Consider the following 16,380-nt stretch of genomic DNA (forward strand, 5'->3'; position numbering starts at 1 on the left):
AACTCTAACGCTTTTATTCATGAAAAACCGTCTTTTGACGAGTTTCCAATTCAAGTAATAAAGGATTCTGCTAAGTTTTTGGGAAATTCGCTGTACGACGTCATTTCATCGATAGAATGCATCATATCTTCGTCGAACGGTATTGGACATGAATAGTATGTCGTTTGTCGTGTAAATCGGGTATTTCGTCTAAAATTCAAGCGGGGTTGTGGAACTGCACTGTGTTTGTGTAATTTATGAAATGGATAATTGGTATTTTGGCTGAATGAGCAATGATCTGTCCACGCATCCGTTGCTGAAGATTCCCATCTTTCAAAATCGCCTGTTGATTCACATCCTTCTTTGGTTTAGTTATGTGAGTTTTTTTGCGATTGTGAATGCTGGTGGGCAGGACGAATTTACGGAGGCGTTTATCGACCAGTTGATCATGTTGCCGGTAAAACTGGCGGCAGTGTATCCGACTTTGTATATACTCATACCCAGGTTTTTGCTTAGCCGGAAATACTGGACATTCGTTTTTTTGATCATTTGTCTGATGCTTCTGGCGGGTCTGATTCAGCGGGCGATTATTTACTATATCATTTATCCGGTCAAGTATCCCGATTTTTCCCTTACAGAGCTCGAACCCTTTATTCATGGGTACAAGATCATCCGCACGGTATTACAAATTGCGTATGTGCTGATATTTACGTCTGCCATAAAAATTACGAAATACTGGTATGATGATCAGCAAAAGGCACGTGAACTGGTTCAGGAAAAACTGGAAGCGGAGCTAAAATTTCTCAAAGCCCAGATTCATCCCCATTTTCTATTTAACACCCTCAACAACCTCTATGCACTGAGCCTTAAAAAATCAGATCATGCTCCGGAGGTTGTACTGCGGCTTTCGGGGCTGGTAAATTATATGCTCTATGATGCGAGCGCACCCAAAGTTCCCCTATCCCGGGAAATAGACAGTATTCACAATTACATAGCCCTGGAAAAAATCCGCTACGGGCAAAATCTTGATATATTTTTTGATGTTACCGGCAATATTACCGGGACGCAGATTCCGCCTATGTTGTTGCTGCCATTTATCGAAAACAGCTTTAAACATGGCGCAAGTGATGAGACCGATGACAAATGGATTACCGCCAATCTGAATGTCAATAATGAATACCTGACATTTAAGGTGGAAAATGGAAAACCCGGATTCAGGCTAAATCCGCGCGAAAATTATCCGGGAGGCATCGGACTACAGAATGTGAAAAGAAGACTAGAACTGCTTTACCCCGGCAGATTTGAACTAAAAATCTTCGATGAAAGCAGCACTTTTCTGGTTATATTAAAAATCATACTCGAATAGCTCAGTCTTATGAAGATCAGATGTGTAATCGTTGATGACGAACCACTCGCACTCGATGTGCTGGAGTCTTATATAGAAAAAATCGAAGACCTGGAACTGGTCGCCCGGGTAGAAAATGCCATCGAAGCATTTAATCTTCTCAATCGGGAAAAAGTCGATTTACTTTTTCTGGATATCCAAATGCCCCGGCTTACCGGGATTGAATTGCTGAAAAATATCAGCCATCCACCGCGGGTGATCTTTACGACAGCCTATCGCGATTATGCACTTCAGGGATACGAATTAGATGTCGTGGATTACCTGCTAAAACCCATTTCCTTCGACCGGTTTCTCAGGGCGGTGACCAAGATATACCAGATCGGCGGGCAGACGGAGTCGGTAGAGCCGGCGAGTATCTATCCTGATACGGAGCCCGAAACTGGCAATTACAGCGATGCCTTTATCTATCTTAAGGCAGATAAAAAGATGATCAAAGTCCTGTTGAAGGATATTTTGTATATCGAAAGCCTGAAAGACTATATCCGTGTTCGCACCAAAGACCGAACCGTAACTGCCTATCAGCGAATCAGTTATATGGAGGAGAAGTTGCCTGAGGACAAATTTATGCGTGTCCACCGCTCCTATATTATTGCGATGGATAAGGTTGATGCATATTGCAACCCTTGCATTGAAATCGGCAAGACCGAAATTCCTATCGGCAGAAACTACCGTTCGGAAGTACTCAAAGCCCTGAATCAAAAAAATCTTCTGAGAGAATAACCCATAATCAATAATCGGGGCTTCGGGAGCCTCAGCCACCGATTTTTGATTGTTGATTATCTCCGAAGCCCCGATTGCTATTTACTCTCCATCTGAAGGTCTTTGAGAATAGAATGCCCCATTTTATATTTTTTAGTCAACAGGTATTTTTCGTTGTGTTTGTTGGGGGCAATTTCAATCTGCACATTTTCGACAATTTCGAGACCGTAACCTACAAGGCCGGCGCGTTTGGTAGGGTTATTGGTCATCAGGCGCATTTTTCGTATCCCCAGATCGCGGAGAATCTGAGCACCGACGCCGTAGTCGCGTTCGTCCATCTTAAAACCCAGTTCGAGATTGGCTTCTACGGTATCCATACCCTGCTCCTGTAATTTGTAGGCCTTAAGTTTGTTGAGAATACCAATTCCCCTTCCTTCCTGCTGCATATAGAGCACTACGCCTTTTCCCTCTTTTTCAACCATTTCCATTGCACGCGCAAACTGTGGCCCACAATCGCAGCGACAGGAACCAAATATATCACCCGTAATGCAGGAAGAGTGAACCCGGGTAAGTACAGGCTCATCTTTTTCCCATGAGCCTTTTACCAGCGCCAGGTGAATTTCCCCTGTATTGATCTGCTTGTAAGCGGTCAGTTCGAAATCGCCAAATCTGGTTGGCATATCGACCGAGATCTCTTTTTGGATCAGGGATTCGTGTTCAAGCCGATAAGTTATCAAATCTTCAATCGTAATAAGTTTCATCCCGAACCTGTCCGCGACCAGGCGGAGGTCGGGGAGACGGGCCATAGAGCCGTCTTCTTTCATGATTTCTACAATGACAGCCGCGGGCTCCAGTCCGGCCAGTCGTGCCAGATCAATAGAAGCCTCTGTATGACCTGTGCGACGCAGTACGCCGCCGTTTTTGGCTTTTAGTGGAAATATATGCCCCGGACGGCCAAAATCTTCAGGAATGGCATGCTCGTCGATCAGTGCTTTGACCGTGCGGGCACGGTCGCTGGCAGAAATACCGGTGGTACAGCCATCTTTCAGGTAGTCAACCGAAACCGTAAACGCCGTTTTGTGCATTTCGGTATTTTTCCCTACCATCATGTCTAGTCCCAGTTTTTCACACCGTTCTTCGGTGAGCGGGGCACAGATAAGCCCCCGGCCATGCGTCGCCATAAAATTTATGACTTCTGGAGTGACAAACCGTGCCGCAATAACAAAGTCACCTTCGTTTTCCCGGTCTTCATCGTCAACGACGATGACCATTTTGCCTTTACGGATGTCTTCAATCGCCTCAGTTATGTTATCTATTTTGATTTTTTCCATGTTTCTTTTTTGTCAGCCACAAAGATAACGATTTCCCCCGGCAATAGTTTTTTATTCGCCTGACTGGTAAGATTGCCGCAGGAAAAGCCTGCTTTCCGGCCCCAGATTAAATGCCATGTCCAGTATGGAAAGCCCGGGTACAAATCCATCAAAAACCTGCGTATAGGGGACAACCAAAAACCACTCAGGAAGTGTTTGTAATGAAGGGTCAAAAGACTGCCGAAAGTCCCGCCCATAATGGGCTTCGGGGAAATAAGCTTCCGTGTAGCTGATATTCAGTTCAATACCCAGTATCTCCTGTGATAAATCCAGTGAAGCCGTAAGCAGGTCAGTCAGGTAGATAAATTCCTGTTGGAAAAATTTTTCCAGCCGGGATTCATAAAACTCAAAATAAGGCGCATTCCGATAGGCGTTTACCAGCGTTCGCCAGTGATTGCCTGCCCAGGGTTCTGCCTGTGATATTTTTTTTTCTCTGATAGGTACTTTGTCTCCGCGCCTTTCGACAGGAATGGTCAGCGGCAGGGTGCGGTTTGCCACGCGTATAAATGCCCGGTTGGTGTATTGTTGTTTTCGGAAATGCTGCCATACTTCCACTGTGAGGTTTTTCTCACGAATGGCAGCTGCAAACCAGGAGACTGGCGGAAAATAACAGATGGGGTAAATATTCATTTTAAATGCGAAAATGCTTAATTTCGTTGAAAATCTGGCTGACAAACCAGTCATTTTCGAGTAATTGAAAAGAATCACTGAAGTTGACTGTGCTTTTTTCCGGGGTTAAATTAAGATGTATTACCCAAATACCCGATTATGAAAAAAATTGGACTTCTTTTTTTACTGGCTCTCCCCCTTTTTGTGCAGGGACAAAGTGTAGGTTTTTATCTGGATATCTGCCGCTTTTACGATTTTCAGGTAAATAAAACCATTGCTGAATTTTATTTTGCAGTTGACGGAACAACCCTTGTGTACCAGAAAGATGAGGATGGGCTGTTCCAGGTTTCTGTCAACATCAACTGGCTGCTTCAGCGCATTGAAAACGGCGACAGTATTCCGGTCATGGGCGATAACTATAATCTTCAGTTTCAACCGGAGGAAAGGTTAAATGACACTACGCTCGAATCCCGCCGCAAGTCTTTGTTTAACTTGCAGAAGGTGGATCTCGAACCGGGAATGTATCAGTTTCAGGCGATCGCCTTCGACCGTTATGCAGCCTCCGCTCAAAAGGTGATGGCGATCAATGAGTTTGAAGTAAAAGCACTCCCCTCGGGGGAAATTGCGTTTAGCGATATCAAATGGATCGCATCCGAAAAGGAAAGCAAAGGTCAGTTGGGCAGAACCCGCGATGACTTGATTCCGCTTGTAACCAATGACGCCTTTATCAACCAGGATTCGATGGTTTTCTATCAGGAAATCTACAATACCGATGATGTGCTGGACCAGAAGTTTACCATTCGTTCCCGATTCTGGCAAGGCGATAATATTCTCTATTCCTACGAACAGACCCAGGTGCGGCCGCCACGTCCACAAAGAAATGCTTTTAAGGAAAAGTTTGATATCAGTAAACTCAAATCCAATACCTATTATATTCAGGTAGAGGTGCTGAACTATAAAGGGCAGCCCGTCGCTTCTTATAAGAAAAAGTTTTTTGTCTATAATTCTCGTGTGGAGACCGAATATGACAATCTGGCCAGCAATAGCGAAACCGATATTTTTAACGATTATTCGGAAGAACAGCTGGACTATTACCTCCGTACACTTTCTTACATCAGCACAGAGCAGGAATACAATTTTGCCCGGGCTCTGGAAAGCCTGAGCCAGAAGAAAAATTTCCTCTACACATTTTTCGAAAAGCGCAAAACCAATCCCCGGCAAAAAGTACAGGCGCTGTGGAATGGGCATCTCGCTGCCCTCGACTACGTCAACCAACAGTTTAAATCTTCTTTCCGGGAAGGCTGGCAAACAGACCGGGGACGTGCATTTATCAAATATGGAATCCCCAGTGATGTAGAGCGATATCCGGGGGAATCATCGATTATTCCCTACGAAATCTGGCGATATGACCGGCTGGGTGCTCAAAACAATGTCATATTCATTTTTTACGATTCAGACCTCGCTTCGAATGAGTATGTGCTTCTCCATTCCAATAAATATGGAGAAATCTCGAACCCCCGCTGGAAAGAACAACTGCAAAACAAAGGGCTTGTACCGGGAACGATTGATTTTGAAAGAAATGAATCACTGCAAAACCGGTTTGACACCAAACTCAACCCCAATGATTAAACATGGGGTGGGGTAGCAGGGGTTGATGTTTGCCACAGAACAATTATTTGCCTAATTTTGTATCTTTAAGAAAAAAGGCGAAAATGTTCAATTTATCAGACATGATGGGCAAAATTCAGGAGATGCAAAGTCGCCTGAAGGAAGTGAAAGGCCAGCTGGACGAGATTACGGTTGAATCTGAATCTGGTGGCGGAATGGTAAGGGTTGTGGCAAATGGCAACAGGAAAGTCCTGAAAATTACGATTGATCCCGACATTATCGACAAAGATGATCCGGAAATCATGGCTGATTTGATCACAGCAGCTGTCAACAAAGCGTTGGATCTGGCCGAAATTCGCGGACGGGAGGAACTCGAAGGCGCAACCAAAGGTATTTTACCCAATATCCCTGGATTTGACCTCGGTCGATTCGGCATCTCCTGATTGCATGACTCCGGTAACTGTTGTGATTCTCAACTGGAATGGCAAAAGCTGGCTGGAACAATTCCTGCCCACTGTCATCGCTTCGACCTATGACCATATGGAGATTCTGGTGGTGGACAATGCTTCTACGGACACCAGTGTTTCTTTTGTCCGGGAAAATTTCCCTTCTGTACGTGTTGAGGTGCTCGATGCCAATTACGGTTTTGCCGGCGGTTACAACCGATCGATGCCTTTTGTGCATACGCCCTATATGGTACTGCTCAACAGCGATGTTGAGGTTGAACCTGGTTGGTTGGAACCGCTGGTATCTATGGCCGATTCCGATCCCCAAATTGCTGCGATCCAGCCCAAGATCCGCGCGATCCACGATCGTGGAAGCTTTGAATATGCCGGTGCATCCGGAGGGTTTATAGATTTTTTTGCCTACCCTTTTTGCCGGGGGCGTCTTTTTGACGTGCTGGAAAAAGATATGGGGCAATACGATGAGCCATTGGAAATATTCTGGGCTACAGGTGCTTGTTGCCTGATTCGAAAAAGTGTAGTGGATGAAATCGGCCTGTTTGAAAGTGATTTTTTTGCCCATATGGAAGAAATAGATTTCTGCTGGCGGGCAAAAAACTATGGTTACCGGATGCTGTGCGAACCACGAAGTGTGGTGTATCATGTCGGAGGGGGGGCTTTACCTCAGGGCAATCCCCACAAAACCTATTTGAATGTGCGCAACAGCCTGGCCTGTATGTACCGCAACCTGCCCCAGGGCCAGGTATTGTACCGAATGCTGATAAGATTGATCCTCGATGGCGTATGGGGCTTTCGCTCGCTGCTCCGGTGGGACTGGGGTACGATAGGTGCCATCGTCAAGGCACACTGGCATTTTTTTACAAAAATACCGCATTGGTACCGGCGCCGGCGCGAAATCTACCCTCAACTGCCATCCCAAATGCCTATCGGAGGATACTATCCCCGTAGTGTTGTGTGGCAGCATTTTGGAAAAGGGATTAAACATTGGGGCAATTTGCCCTGGTAGCCAGGCCGGTAGTTCATGGCAATTCTTTCGATCAGGAGTGGCCGCCTATCACAATTCGCATCATTTTTAGATTCAATACAAAAAAGCGATACACCTGCCAGAGAACAAATTTTCTGAAAAATTTCGTGGATTTATCTGGGATCGTCACAAAACTGGTTTCAGAATACGGAATGAATTTTTCTTTTTTCATGATTTTATTCTGGAATTAACCACCAAAAAGGTCTTGCCTTGGCTTTGTACAAAAATAAATAGTGCAACATGAGTTTGATCCAGTGCCCGGCCAGACCTGCTTCTCCCACCGTATAGTTCAAATCTCTTCCCCATCGCGGGTATTTTTTCCAGTTTTGAACGATCGGAAAAACGGTCATTGTTGCCGCCATACCTGAGGTAAGTCCATATCCCGCTGATACAACACATGCAGCCCCCATTTTTGCCATTGAAGCCTGGTGCGGGTGGGCTTCTTTTCCGGATTTGATTTGTTCAACGATATTCAGGGCGACAACTTTTCCAATTACCCCGGAGGGCATTCCTGTTCTGGGGGGTGTTGGAGAAATGGGGGTGCCATTTTTGCTTTTCATGGGTTTGGAAATCGCATGAGGAGGTGCAAAGGCAATACCGGCAGCGTATAGATTTTTATAGGAAGGATTTTGGTAAACAGATGGCCAGTCTTCTGCATCCCATTCTTCATAGGCTTTGGGGCTATAGTCTGCATCTACTTTCATAAAACCATTGGGTGCAAAGATTTTTTCGGTAATATCATTGCCCGCTTTATCAAATGATTGCAACCCAACGCCTGAGAATGAAGGTATTAGCATGGCGAAATCAAAAGGTTGCTCCAACCGCTCTCCGTCAAGGTTTTCGTAGAAAATGGTGTGTTTGTCGATTTTCTGGACTCCTGCGCGTTTGATCCACCGTATGCCATACTCTGCAAGAATTGATTCTGCAAATACCGTTGTGGAAGTGATATACCCGTTGCGTTTTACATAGGCGCCACCCATGCCAAAATCCCCCACCTCATATTCATTGGTGATCCACAGCAACTCCGCAAACTCTTCCAGTTTCCTTTTCCGCACTTCAAAGGCTATGTTCAGGATATATTCAAAAGCAGCGCCCTGACAGGTAGCCATTGCATGACCTGTGCCAACAACAATCTGTTGTTTTTCCCCTGCTTCCATTTTTCGAAAAACCTGTTGCAGGTTTGACCAGGTATGTTCTGCGTGTTGATAAGTACAAACGGAGTTGCAGTTTCCCGCTTCAGGACTCAGTCCTTCGGTCGCTTCAAACTTCAACTTTGGACCTGTGGCATTGATCAGGTAATCATAAGGAATGTTTTCAACCTCGCCCATTTTCTCTTCCGTCGTGTATTGGACGGATACATAGGGTTGGCCGGAGCTGCTATCGCCTTCCGGATAAATAGCCAGGGCTTTGGCCTGATGAAACGCGACATTCATGCGTTGATATACAGGCGCAAGCGGAAAGGTAACCTGCTGGCTTTTCATGCGGCCAATCCCAACCCAAATATTGGAGGGAATCCATTGATATCTGCTGTTGGGACTGATCACGACGATTTTGTGCTCTTTCCCCAGATTTTTTCTCAGCGTAAGTGCGGCCGTGTGACCTGAGACACCTGCTCCGAGTACTGCGATGGTTGACATATCTTTCGTAGTTGTTAGTTACGTAAATATGCTGCCACCCAAACTAATGTTCTGTGATCTCTGTCACTTAAGGATTTTCGCCTGCACTTACTTCAATCCAACCGAACGCAAATACTCCACACTCTTTGGTACTTGTTCCAATGCGCGGGAAGATTCATCCTCAATGAGGTAATGTTTGATGCCTAGTTGTTTTGCTGTTTTTACTACTTCGGCAATTCCTACATCACCGGTACCCAGCACCACATTGGTTTCCACATCCTGCCGGCCGTTCAGGTTGTTGGGTGTACCGATTCTGCGGTCTTTCATATGGAGCATTTTCCAGCGGTCAGGATATTGTTTCAAAAGGGCAACGGGGTCCTGGCCCGGGTTTTTGATCCAGAAAACATCCATCTGAAAACTTACATACGCCGGATTGGTTTGGTCCATCAGATAATTAAACATGGTGCCTTCGCCCTCATAGGGCCTGAATTCATACCCATGAGGGTGATAACATAAAGTGAGTCCGTTTTCACTAATGATCTTTCCGGCAGAATTAAAAACTTCCACGCCCGTTTTCATATTTTCAAAAGTGAAATTGTCTCCGTCATGGGGGATCCAATAGCAGACGAGATATTTGGCTCCGATGAATTTGGCATTATCAATGACAACCTGAAGACTGTCCTTATTTTGCAGTCGGTCAAAGCCTACGCCCGTTGCAATGATTTTGATTTTGTATTTCTTCAGTTGTTGTTTGTATGCTTCCAGATCCATTCCTCTTCGAATGCCTCCTTCGGCTTCTCTGATGCCCAATTCCTTCATTTTTGCATAGGCAAGCGCTGGGTCTTTGCGGGATAATTCACGAAGGCTGCCCATTTGCATTCCTACTTTTTGGGCATTCACATCCAAAAGCAGGAGCGCGACCACAACGGTCAAAAGTAATCGTAGTTTCATGACAATTTTTGAGTTAAAGTCTTCATTAATCTTAAAACATTAATTAAGTGAATACGGAATTAAAATCCTATCAGGGATTTTTTAGATATTTAGGTGTTATATAAATAATCCTATCCTCATGAATACCTCCCGAATATTGGTACTGGCTGTTTTGGGCCTTTTTGCAGTGAATATTTTCTTTTTTGCCTGCTCCAAACCGAAACAGGAAGCCTGGACCGTTGTATCATTGCCCGAAAATGCTGACACTTCCAACGCTTACTGGAAAGGCATTGACCTGGAACCCAAAGCACCCATTCGACCTTTGTCAGTGGAAGACCAGGCAAAAAAATTTCTTCTCCCTCCCGGCTATGAGATGAAAGCCGTTTTGGCTGAACCCAAAGTGCAACAACCTGCTGCGATTGCATTTGATGGAAATGGGAGAATGTATGTGCTGGAGTTGCGAAGTTATATGCTGACTATAGATTCGGAGGGGGAGCTTGAGCCAACCAGTGTGATTTCCCGGTGGGAGGATCTGGATGGCGATGGTATTTATGAGACAGGTGGTGCGTTTGTCGAAAACCTGATTTTTCCGCGGTTTGTTCTGCCTGTCGGCCCCAATACGATATTAACAATGGAATCGAATCAGGATAATGTGTACGCGTATACTGATACAGACGGGGATGGCAAGGCCGATAAAAAGGAGTTTTTTACAGATAATTTTGGCCGGGCGGGAAATGTTGAACATCAGCAGGGATCGCTTTATTGGGGAATGGATAACTGGTTGTACAGTACTGTCAATCCTTTCCGGATACGCTGGACGCCGGAAGGGGTAATTAGAGAATCTACGGCATCGAATTACGCGCAATGGGGCATTACCCATGATGATGATGGTAAATTGTGGTTTCAGGGTGGCTCCAATGGTCTTCCATCGTATTTCCAGTTTCCCGTTCATTACGGAGATTATATAGTTGAAGATAATTTTGAGGAAGGATTTGACATTCCATGGGGCGCCCCCATCGGTATTGCCGATATGCAGGGCGGAATGCGCGCCGTTCGTCAGCCTGATGGCTCCCTCAACCGTGTAACTGGTTCTGCCGGGAACGATATTTTCAGGGGTGACCGACTGCCCAAAGCACTGTATGGTCAATATTTCTATGGGGAACCCGTCGCCCGGATTGTCAGGCAAATTAATCCGGTGGTGACAGAAGGACTCACAAAACTGCACAATGTCTATCAGGATCAGGAATCTGAATTCATTCGTTCTATGGATCCGCTGTTTCGCCCGGTAGATATGACCACTGCGCCCGATGGAACTATGTACATCACCGATATGTATCATGGCATCATTCAGGAGGGGGAATGGGTGGGAGAAGGTTCTTACCTGAGAGTAAAGGTGCAGCAATATCAATTGGATAAGGTGGTTGGGCTGGGTCGAATATGGCGGTTGTCGCACAAAGACATGGTGCGAGACCAAACGCAACCCAGAATGTATGAACAATCTTCCGCTGAGCTGCTCACCCATTTTAATCATCCAAACGGATGGTGGCGCGATATGGCCCAGCAGGTGCTTGTACAGCGCAGAGATCTGTCGGTCGCGCCCAGGCTGGTGGAAATGGTGCGTTCTGGTGATAATCTGCTGGCCCGCTTTCATGCACTTTGGGCGCTCGAAGGGATTGGTGCTCTGGAAACCTCTCTGGTTGCCGACATGATGAAAGATCCTGATCCGCGGATGCGGAAACAAGCCATGTGGGCAGGAGAGAGCTTGTATAAAGCCGGAGAGCTATCTTTGGCGGCCCATTATCAGACATTGATGGGCGATCCCGATATGGAAGTCAGAATGCGGGCTATGATGAGTGGACGTTTACTGAAAATACCGGGAACCGAAGCCCTCGCAAAAAAAGAACTAGCTACAACAAAACACGTGGGTATGCAACTGGTAGCAAAACAAGTGGTGGATCCCCCTGTGGTAACCGCGTTTTTCGGTAGAAGTAACCCCAACTTCAATGAGAAAGAAAAGGCACTGGTAAATGCTGGGGCGAATATTTTTAATTCTCTTTGTTCGACCTGTCACGGAACACTCGGTGCGGGGACCCCTGTTGGAAAAGGAGAGCTTTTGGCGCCTTCTTTTATTGGCTCTCCCCGTATCCAGGGCCACCCGGATTACCTTATCAAAACCCTTTTACATGGTCTCAGTGGCGATTTGGATGGTCAATCCTTTGCGGGAGTTATGATGGCACCGATGGGTAACAACAGCGACGAATGGATTGCTTCGGTGGCATCATTTGTCCGGACAAATTTTGAAAACGAAGCCTCACTGGTCACACCTGAAGACGTGGCCAGGGTGCGAAGCCAAACCGCTGAAATAAAAAAACCCTACACTTTCGGGGAACTCATGGCTTCTGTGCCTCAGTTGCTGGAGGTAAATAATAATTGGAAACTAACAGCCAGTCATAGTGCAGATATCCGTAAAGGAAGTACCTCCTCTCCTTTGGGGGCATTAAATTTTGAAGGGTGGACGACCGGCATTACCCAACAATCGGGTATGTGGTTCCAAATTGAATTGCCTGAAGTATGGAAGCTTTCGGAATTGACTTTTTTCTCTCCTTCAATTAGCCGGGGCTGGCGGGAAGGTTCTCCCCCGCCTATCGGTACATTTCCTATCCAATATAAGGTGGCTGTCTCAAAAAATGGGAAAGACTGGACGGATGTGATCGCTGATGGAAAAGGAAATGGCGCCCGTAGCCTAATACGTTTTTCGCCTGTAGAGGCTAAGTTTCTGCGAATCACGCTGACCCAATCTGCGGAAATCGTTCACGGTGAAAAACTGGGACAGCCGTTTGATTTTGAAGTACCCTGGACTATGAGGGAACTCAAAATATATGGATTGAAAGAATAGCAGATGGAGAATGTTTATTTCAAAAAATCTTCAATGAAGGCCATTTTAGGCTTATAAACAGTATTCTCCCAGGTTTCTTTATAAGCGGGCTGATCCATATGATGTCCTCTGTAAGGAACCCCAAAGGTGATTTTTTCCCCTTTAGACTGGTTGATGGCTGCATAGATAGAAATTGACGGACAAGTCCGGTCGATAAAGCCGATTTCAGTTACAAGCGTAGCTTTGCTGTTTTTGAGCAGGTGCGCAGTATCAAAATAAGGCAGGGTCTCCCGCATTTTTGCGGAATCCCCGTTGGCCTTAAAGGGATTTGGCCACCCGCCGGCTCTATTCAAAAATGGGCCTCCCCAATCGCACATGGCCGGTACCGTTGCAACTGCTGCCGTTACTCGTTTATCCAAACCCGCAGCGGCCAAAGCCTGGCCACCGCCCTGACTTTCTCCAATTACGATGATGCGTTTTCCGTCCCATTCCGGCTGACTGGTGAGAAAATCGAGGGTTCGGATCAGTCGAAGATACATGCCCCGGAAGTAGAAATCTTCTTTGTTCTCCACTCCGGCGATATAGTAATTTTTTAATTCACCACTTTCCAGTTCGTCATAATAAGACTGAGGTTGCCCGTTGAGCATACCGTGCGCATTTAAATCAAAGGCAAGTGCGCCATGCCCCATTTTTGCGTATCGCAGGGCTGTTTCGGGTTGAGAAAGACACCAGGAACCTTTTACCCCTGCTGCATGGACAAACAGGACGATGGGCAGAGATTGGGGTTTCGCTGTTTCTGGTTTTGCAAAATAGCCCCTCGCCGGTTTGGGGCCGGTACAGTTGATTTCTATATCCGAGCACAAATAGCCTTTTTCAGTATCCGATACCGGAACTGATTTTACCTCCATGGGCAGTGCTTTCAGCGATTTTTTCTCGATCTTCCAATAGCTGTCCATGTCTTTGGGGCGCCGGGTTCCGGGCAAAAAATGATCCGGATCCACAACCAATCCTATACTGGCGATTTCTTCTCCCATTTTCACCTCAAAAATAAGTGCTGTAGGTTCATTACAGATTTCGTCCCATAACAAAACTTCCGGGCCTGAATAGCTGATTTTTTTTTCTGTCGTCTCCAGGCTGTAGTTTTTCCTGATTTTGACAGTCACCGAATCTGTTCCTGGTTCTGTAATGGAGAAGCTGACCCGAATGTTTTCCCCCTTCGCATAAATACCCGATTTATTGGATTGGGTTAATACAATATTTTGCCCTGAAGAAATTGAGGCAAACACAACTAAACACAAGACAGAACCAAGCAGTCGCTGGAATATTTTCATAGAAATGGTGTAATTCTGTGGCATTATTCCGAATATACAGAATAGTTTTTATATATGATTCGCTACCTGCTATTTGCATTATTGGCGGCTGCGCTGGCCGCAGGCGTATTTCTGTTTACACGAGATCGTGGCTACCCGGCAGACGAGCATTCGCTTGCGCAGGGAGAGCAATTGTTTTCCTTAAATTGTTCTTCCTGCCACGCCCTGGAATCTGAGGGATTTGGCCCGCCTTTGGGTGGGGTTACAGAACTTTTTTCCGAAAAATCATTAATCCAATTCATTAAAAACCCTTCAAAAGCCATTGAGTCTGGAGAGGAACGGGCTACTAAACTCCATGAAAGATATAAGCAGATAATGCCTCCTTTTGAACGGCTGGCAGATGCGGAAATTCGCAATATTCTTTCTTATATCCATAGTCAAACCGAATTACACCATATCCTGCCTTTTTCAATGGACAATGGGACTGAAGTGAAAGGACTGACGGGAAGGCTGGTTGACCCGGTGATTCGTTCTGGATTGAAAATTGAATTAGAAGAAGTCGTTCAGATTCCCCGGCTGCCGGGAAGTTCTCCAGACCTTGGAATTGTAACACTCCGGCCTCATCCTGCGGCAAATGGCGTTGTATTTGTGAGCGACCAGAATGGGTATATTTATCGGATTCACAACGGTAAAGCAGAAGTTTTCCTCGACGCCCGGAAGCATATTCCTGATTTCCAAAGTGGCCCGGGCATTGCAACCGGAATAGCCAGCTTCGAGTTTCATCCGGATTTTTTGCAAAATGGTTTGTTCTATATGCTTCATGCAGAGACCTTTAAAGGGAAAATCGCCGATTATAGTGTCCTTGTCGATACCTTTAAGTCGGAGGTGCAGTGGGTAGTCGCGGAATGGAAAATGGATAATGTAAATGATAGTCTGTTCCGTGGAACGCATCGTGAGTTACTTCGTCTGCATGCCCCAACTTTTGGTCATGGTGCTCAGGATATGGGTTTTATTCCGGGGCTAAAAAAAGGCGACCCCGAATACGGGTTATTATATTTTGGTTTTGGTGATGGGGGCGCCAATAATATTAAACACCCGGAAATAGGCCATCGGTTAACCGCATTTCTGGGTTCGATCATGCGCATTGATCCGGCAGGTAACAATAGTAAAAATGGCAAATATGGTATTCCCGTCAGTAACCCATTTGTGAATGAAACTGATCCTTTAACGGTTAAAGAAATCTATGCCTATGGTTTCCGCAATCCACATCGGTTTTCCTGGGATCAAACCCACAACAACCGCATGATTGCTTCTGACATCGGCGAAGCCAATATTGAAGAGGTTAATGTGATTGAGAAAGGGGGCGATTACGGTTGGCCCAGCAGGGAGGGAACCTACGGAATTACGACTACACGTGATTTGAAAACGGTTTATCAACTTCCGGAGATCGATCGGAAGTTATACAAATTACCTTTTGCGCAATTTGACCATGAAGAGGGTAATGCCATCAGCGGTGGTTACGTTTACGATGGCGATCTGACTCAACTGAAAGACAAATATATTTTTGGGGACATTGTCAGCGGGCGATTATTTTTTGTAAATGTTGATCCTATGATGACGGATTCTTCCGTTTACGAATTATCGATTTTTCAGGATGGCAAAGAAACCAGTCTCCGCGAAATGAGCCAGACGAAGAGAATTCATCTGCGGATTGGTTATGATCGTTTTGCGAAGCAATTGTATGTGATTACGAAAGTAGATGGGAAGATTTACCGGGTTTCTAATGCAGCGAAAATCTCTGAGGCAAATTAGTTCCTGGATTAGAAATCAATAGGTGGACTCCGCGTTCCAAAGCAGGGGATGATCTTCGATCAACATCGATGTGGTTCACGCAAAGGGATCGCAAAGGCATCTGCGTTAATCTGCGCGGTACTCTGCGTTAATCTGCGTTCCAAAACAAGGGGATGATCTTCGATCAACATCGATGGGGTTCACGCAGAGGGCGCAAAGGAATCGCAGAGTTTCGCAAAGGCATCTGCGTTAATTCCTGTCTGCTCTTGCAGATGCGCGGTACTCTGCGTTAATCCGCGTTCCAAAACAAGGGGATGATCTTCGATCAACATCGATGTGGTTCACGCAAAGGGCGCAAAGGAATCGCAGAGTTTCGCAAAGGCATCTGCGTTAATCTGCGTGGAACTCTGCGTTAATCTGCGTGGAACTCTGCGTTAATCCGCGTTCCAAAGCAGGGGATGATCTTCGATCAACATCGATGTGGTTCACGCAGAGGGCGCAAAGGAATCGTAGAGTTTCGCAAAGGCATCTGCGTTAATTCCTGTCTGCTCTTGCAGATGCGTGGAACTCTGCGTTAATCCGCGTTCCAAAGCAGGGGATGATCTTCGATCAACATCGATTTGGTTCACGCAAAGGGCGCAAAGGAATCGCAGAGTTTCGCAAAGTTTCTGCGTTAATTCCTGTCTGCTCTTGCAGATGC

Annotated in this window: 12 protein-coding genes; 7 read left to right on the top strand and 5 right to left on the bottom strand. The window is 45.9% G+C overall.

The features are described 5' to 3' along the window. The first annotated feature begins 265 nt into the window (after positions 1–265). Both R3D00_16805 and R3D00_16810 read left to right on the top strand, forming a co-directional pair. Positions 266–1,345, top strand: a complete 1,080-nt coding sequence (locus tag R3D00_16805) for a histidine kinase (protein ID MEZ4774847.1) — start codon at positions 266–268, stop codon at positions 1,343–1,345. A gap of 9 nt (positions 1,346–1,354) precedes the next feature. Then, complete coding sequence (locus R3D00_16810) at positions 1,355–2,104, top strand: response regulator transcription factor (GenBank protein ID MEZ4774848.1); 750 nt, start codon at positions 1,355–1,357, stop codon at positions 2,102–2,104. A gap of 77 nt (positions 2,105–2,181) precedes the next feature. Here R3D00_16810 and R3D00_16815 read toward each other — a convergent pair whose 3' ends face one another. Together R3D00_16815 and R3D00_16820 are read right to left on the bottom strand one after the other, a co-directional pair. Then, positions 2,182–3,414 carry a bifunctional 3,4-dihydroxy-2-butanone-4-phosphate synthase/GTP cyclohydrolase II gene (locus R3D00_16815; protein ID MEZ4774849.1) on the bottom strand — a complete coding sequence of 411 codons (1,233 nt, stop codon included), beginning with the start codon at positions 3,412–3,414 and terminating at the stop codon, positions 2,182–2,184. A gap of 51 nt (positions 3,415–3,465) precedes the next feature. Continuing rightward, a complete protein-coding gene (locus R3D00_16820; GenBank protein ID MEZ4774850.1) occupies positions 3,466–4,083 on the bottom strand; it encodes a WbqC family protein in 618 nt (205 codons plus the stop codon). 138 nt (positions 4,084–4,221) lie between these two features. On the opposite strand from R3D00_16820, the gene R3D00_16825 reads away from it, so the two are divergent. The 3 genes from R3D00_16825 to R3D00_16835 all read left to right on the top strand — a co-directional run bounded on the left by R3D00_16825 (position 4,222) and on the right by R3D00_16835 (position 7,140). Continuing rightward, entirely contained in the window at positions 4,222–5,691 is a 1,470-nt protein-coding gene (locus tag R3D00_16825; GenBank protein MEZ4774851.1) for a GWxTD domain-containing protein, read from the top strand. Between the two features lie 83 nt (positions 5,692–5,774). After that, positions 5,775–6,113, top strand: coding sequence for a YbaB/EbfC family nucleoid-associated protein (locus tag R3D00_16830; protein MEZ4774852.1), 339 nt, complete (start codon positions 5,775–5,777; stop codon positions 6,111–6,113). Positions 6,114–6,117: 4 nt separating this feature from the next. After that, positions 6,118–7,140, top strand: coding sequence for a glycosyltransferase family 2 protein (locus R3D00_16835; protein ID MEZ4774853.1), 1,023 nt, complete (start codon positions 6,118–6,120; stop codon positions 7,138–7,140). Between the two features lie 194 nt (positions 7,141–7,334). On the opposite strand, the gene R3D00_16840 is transcribed toward R3D00_16835, so the two are convergent. Both R3D00_16840 and R3D00_16845 read right to left on the bottom strand, forming a co-directional pair. Beyond that, a complete protein-coding gene (locus tag R3D00_16840; GenBank protein MEZ4774854.1) occupies positions 7,335–8,795 on the bottom strand; it encodes an FAD/NAD(P)-binding oxidoreductase in 1,461 nt (486 codons plus the stop codon). An 87-nt stretch (positions 8,796–8,882) separates the two neighbouring features. Continuing rightward, entirely contained in the window at positions 8,883–9,725 is an 843-nt protein-coding gene (locus R3D00_16845) for a sugar phosphate isomerase/epimerase (protein MEZ4774855.1), read from the bottom strand. A 118-nt stretch (positions 9,726–9,843) separates the two neighbouring features. Here R3D00_16845 and R3D00_16850 point away from each other — a divergent pair, with 118 nt between their 5' ends. Continuing rightward, positions 9,844–12,600: a discoidin domain-containing protein gene (locus R3D00_16850; protein ID MEZ4774856.1), complete on the top strand. Its 2,757-nt coding sequence runs from the start codon at positions 9,844–9,846 to the stop codon at positions 12,598–12,600. Positions 12,601–12,614: 14 nt separating this feature from the next. Here R3D00_16850 and R3D00_16855 read toward each other — a convergent pair whose 3' ends face one another. After that, entirely contained in the window at positions 12,615–13,910 is a 1,296-nt protein-coding gene (locus tag R3D00_16855) for an alpha/beta fold hydrolase (GenBank protein MEZ4774857.1), read from the bottom strand. 54 nt (positions 13,911–13,964) lie between these two features. Here R3D00_16855 and R3D00_16860 point away from each other — a divergent pair, with 54 nt between their 5' ends. Continuing rightward, positions 13,965–15,701 carry a PQQ-dependent sugar dehydrogenase gene (locus R3D00_16860; GenBank protein MEZ4774858.1) on the top strand — a complete coding sequence of 579 codons (1,737 nt, stop codon included), beginning with the start codon at positions 13,965–13,967 and terminating at the stop codon, positions 15,699–15,701. Positions 15,702–16,380: the final 679 nt, after the last annotated feature.

Source organism: Bacteroidia bacterium, from assembly GCA_041391665.1.
GTDB lineage: Bacteria > Bacteroidota > Bacteroidia > J057 > J057 > JAGQVA01.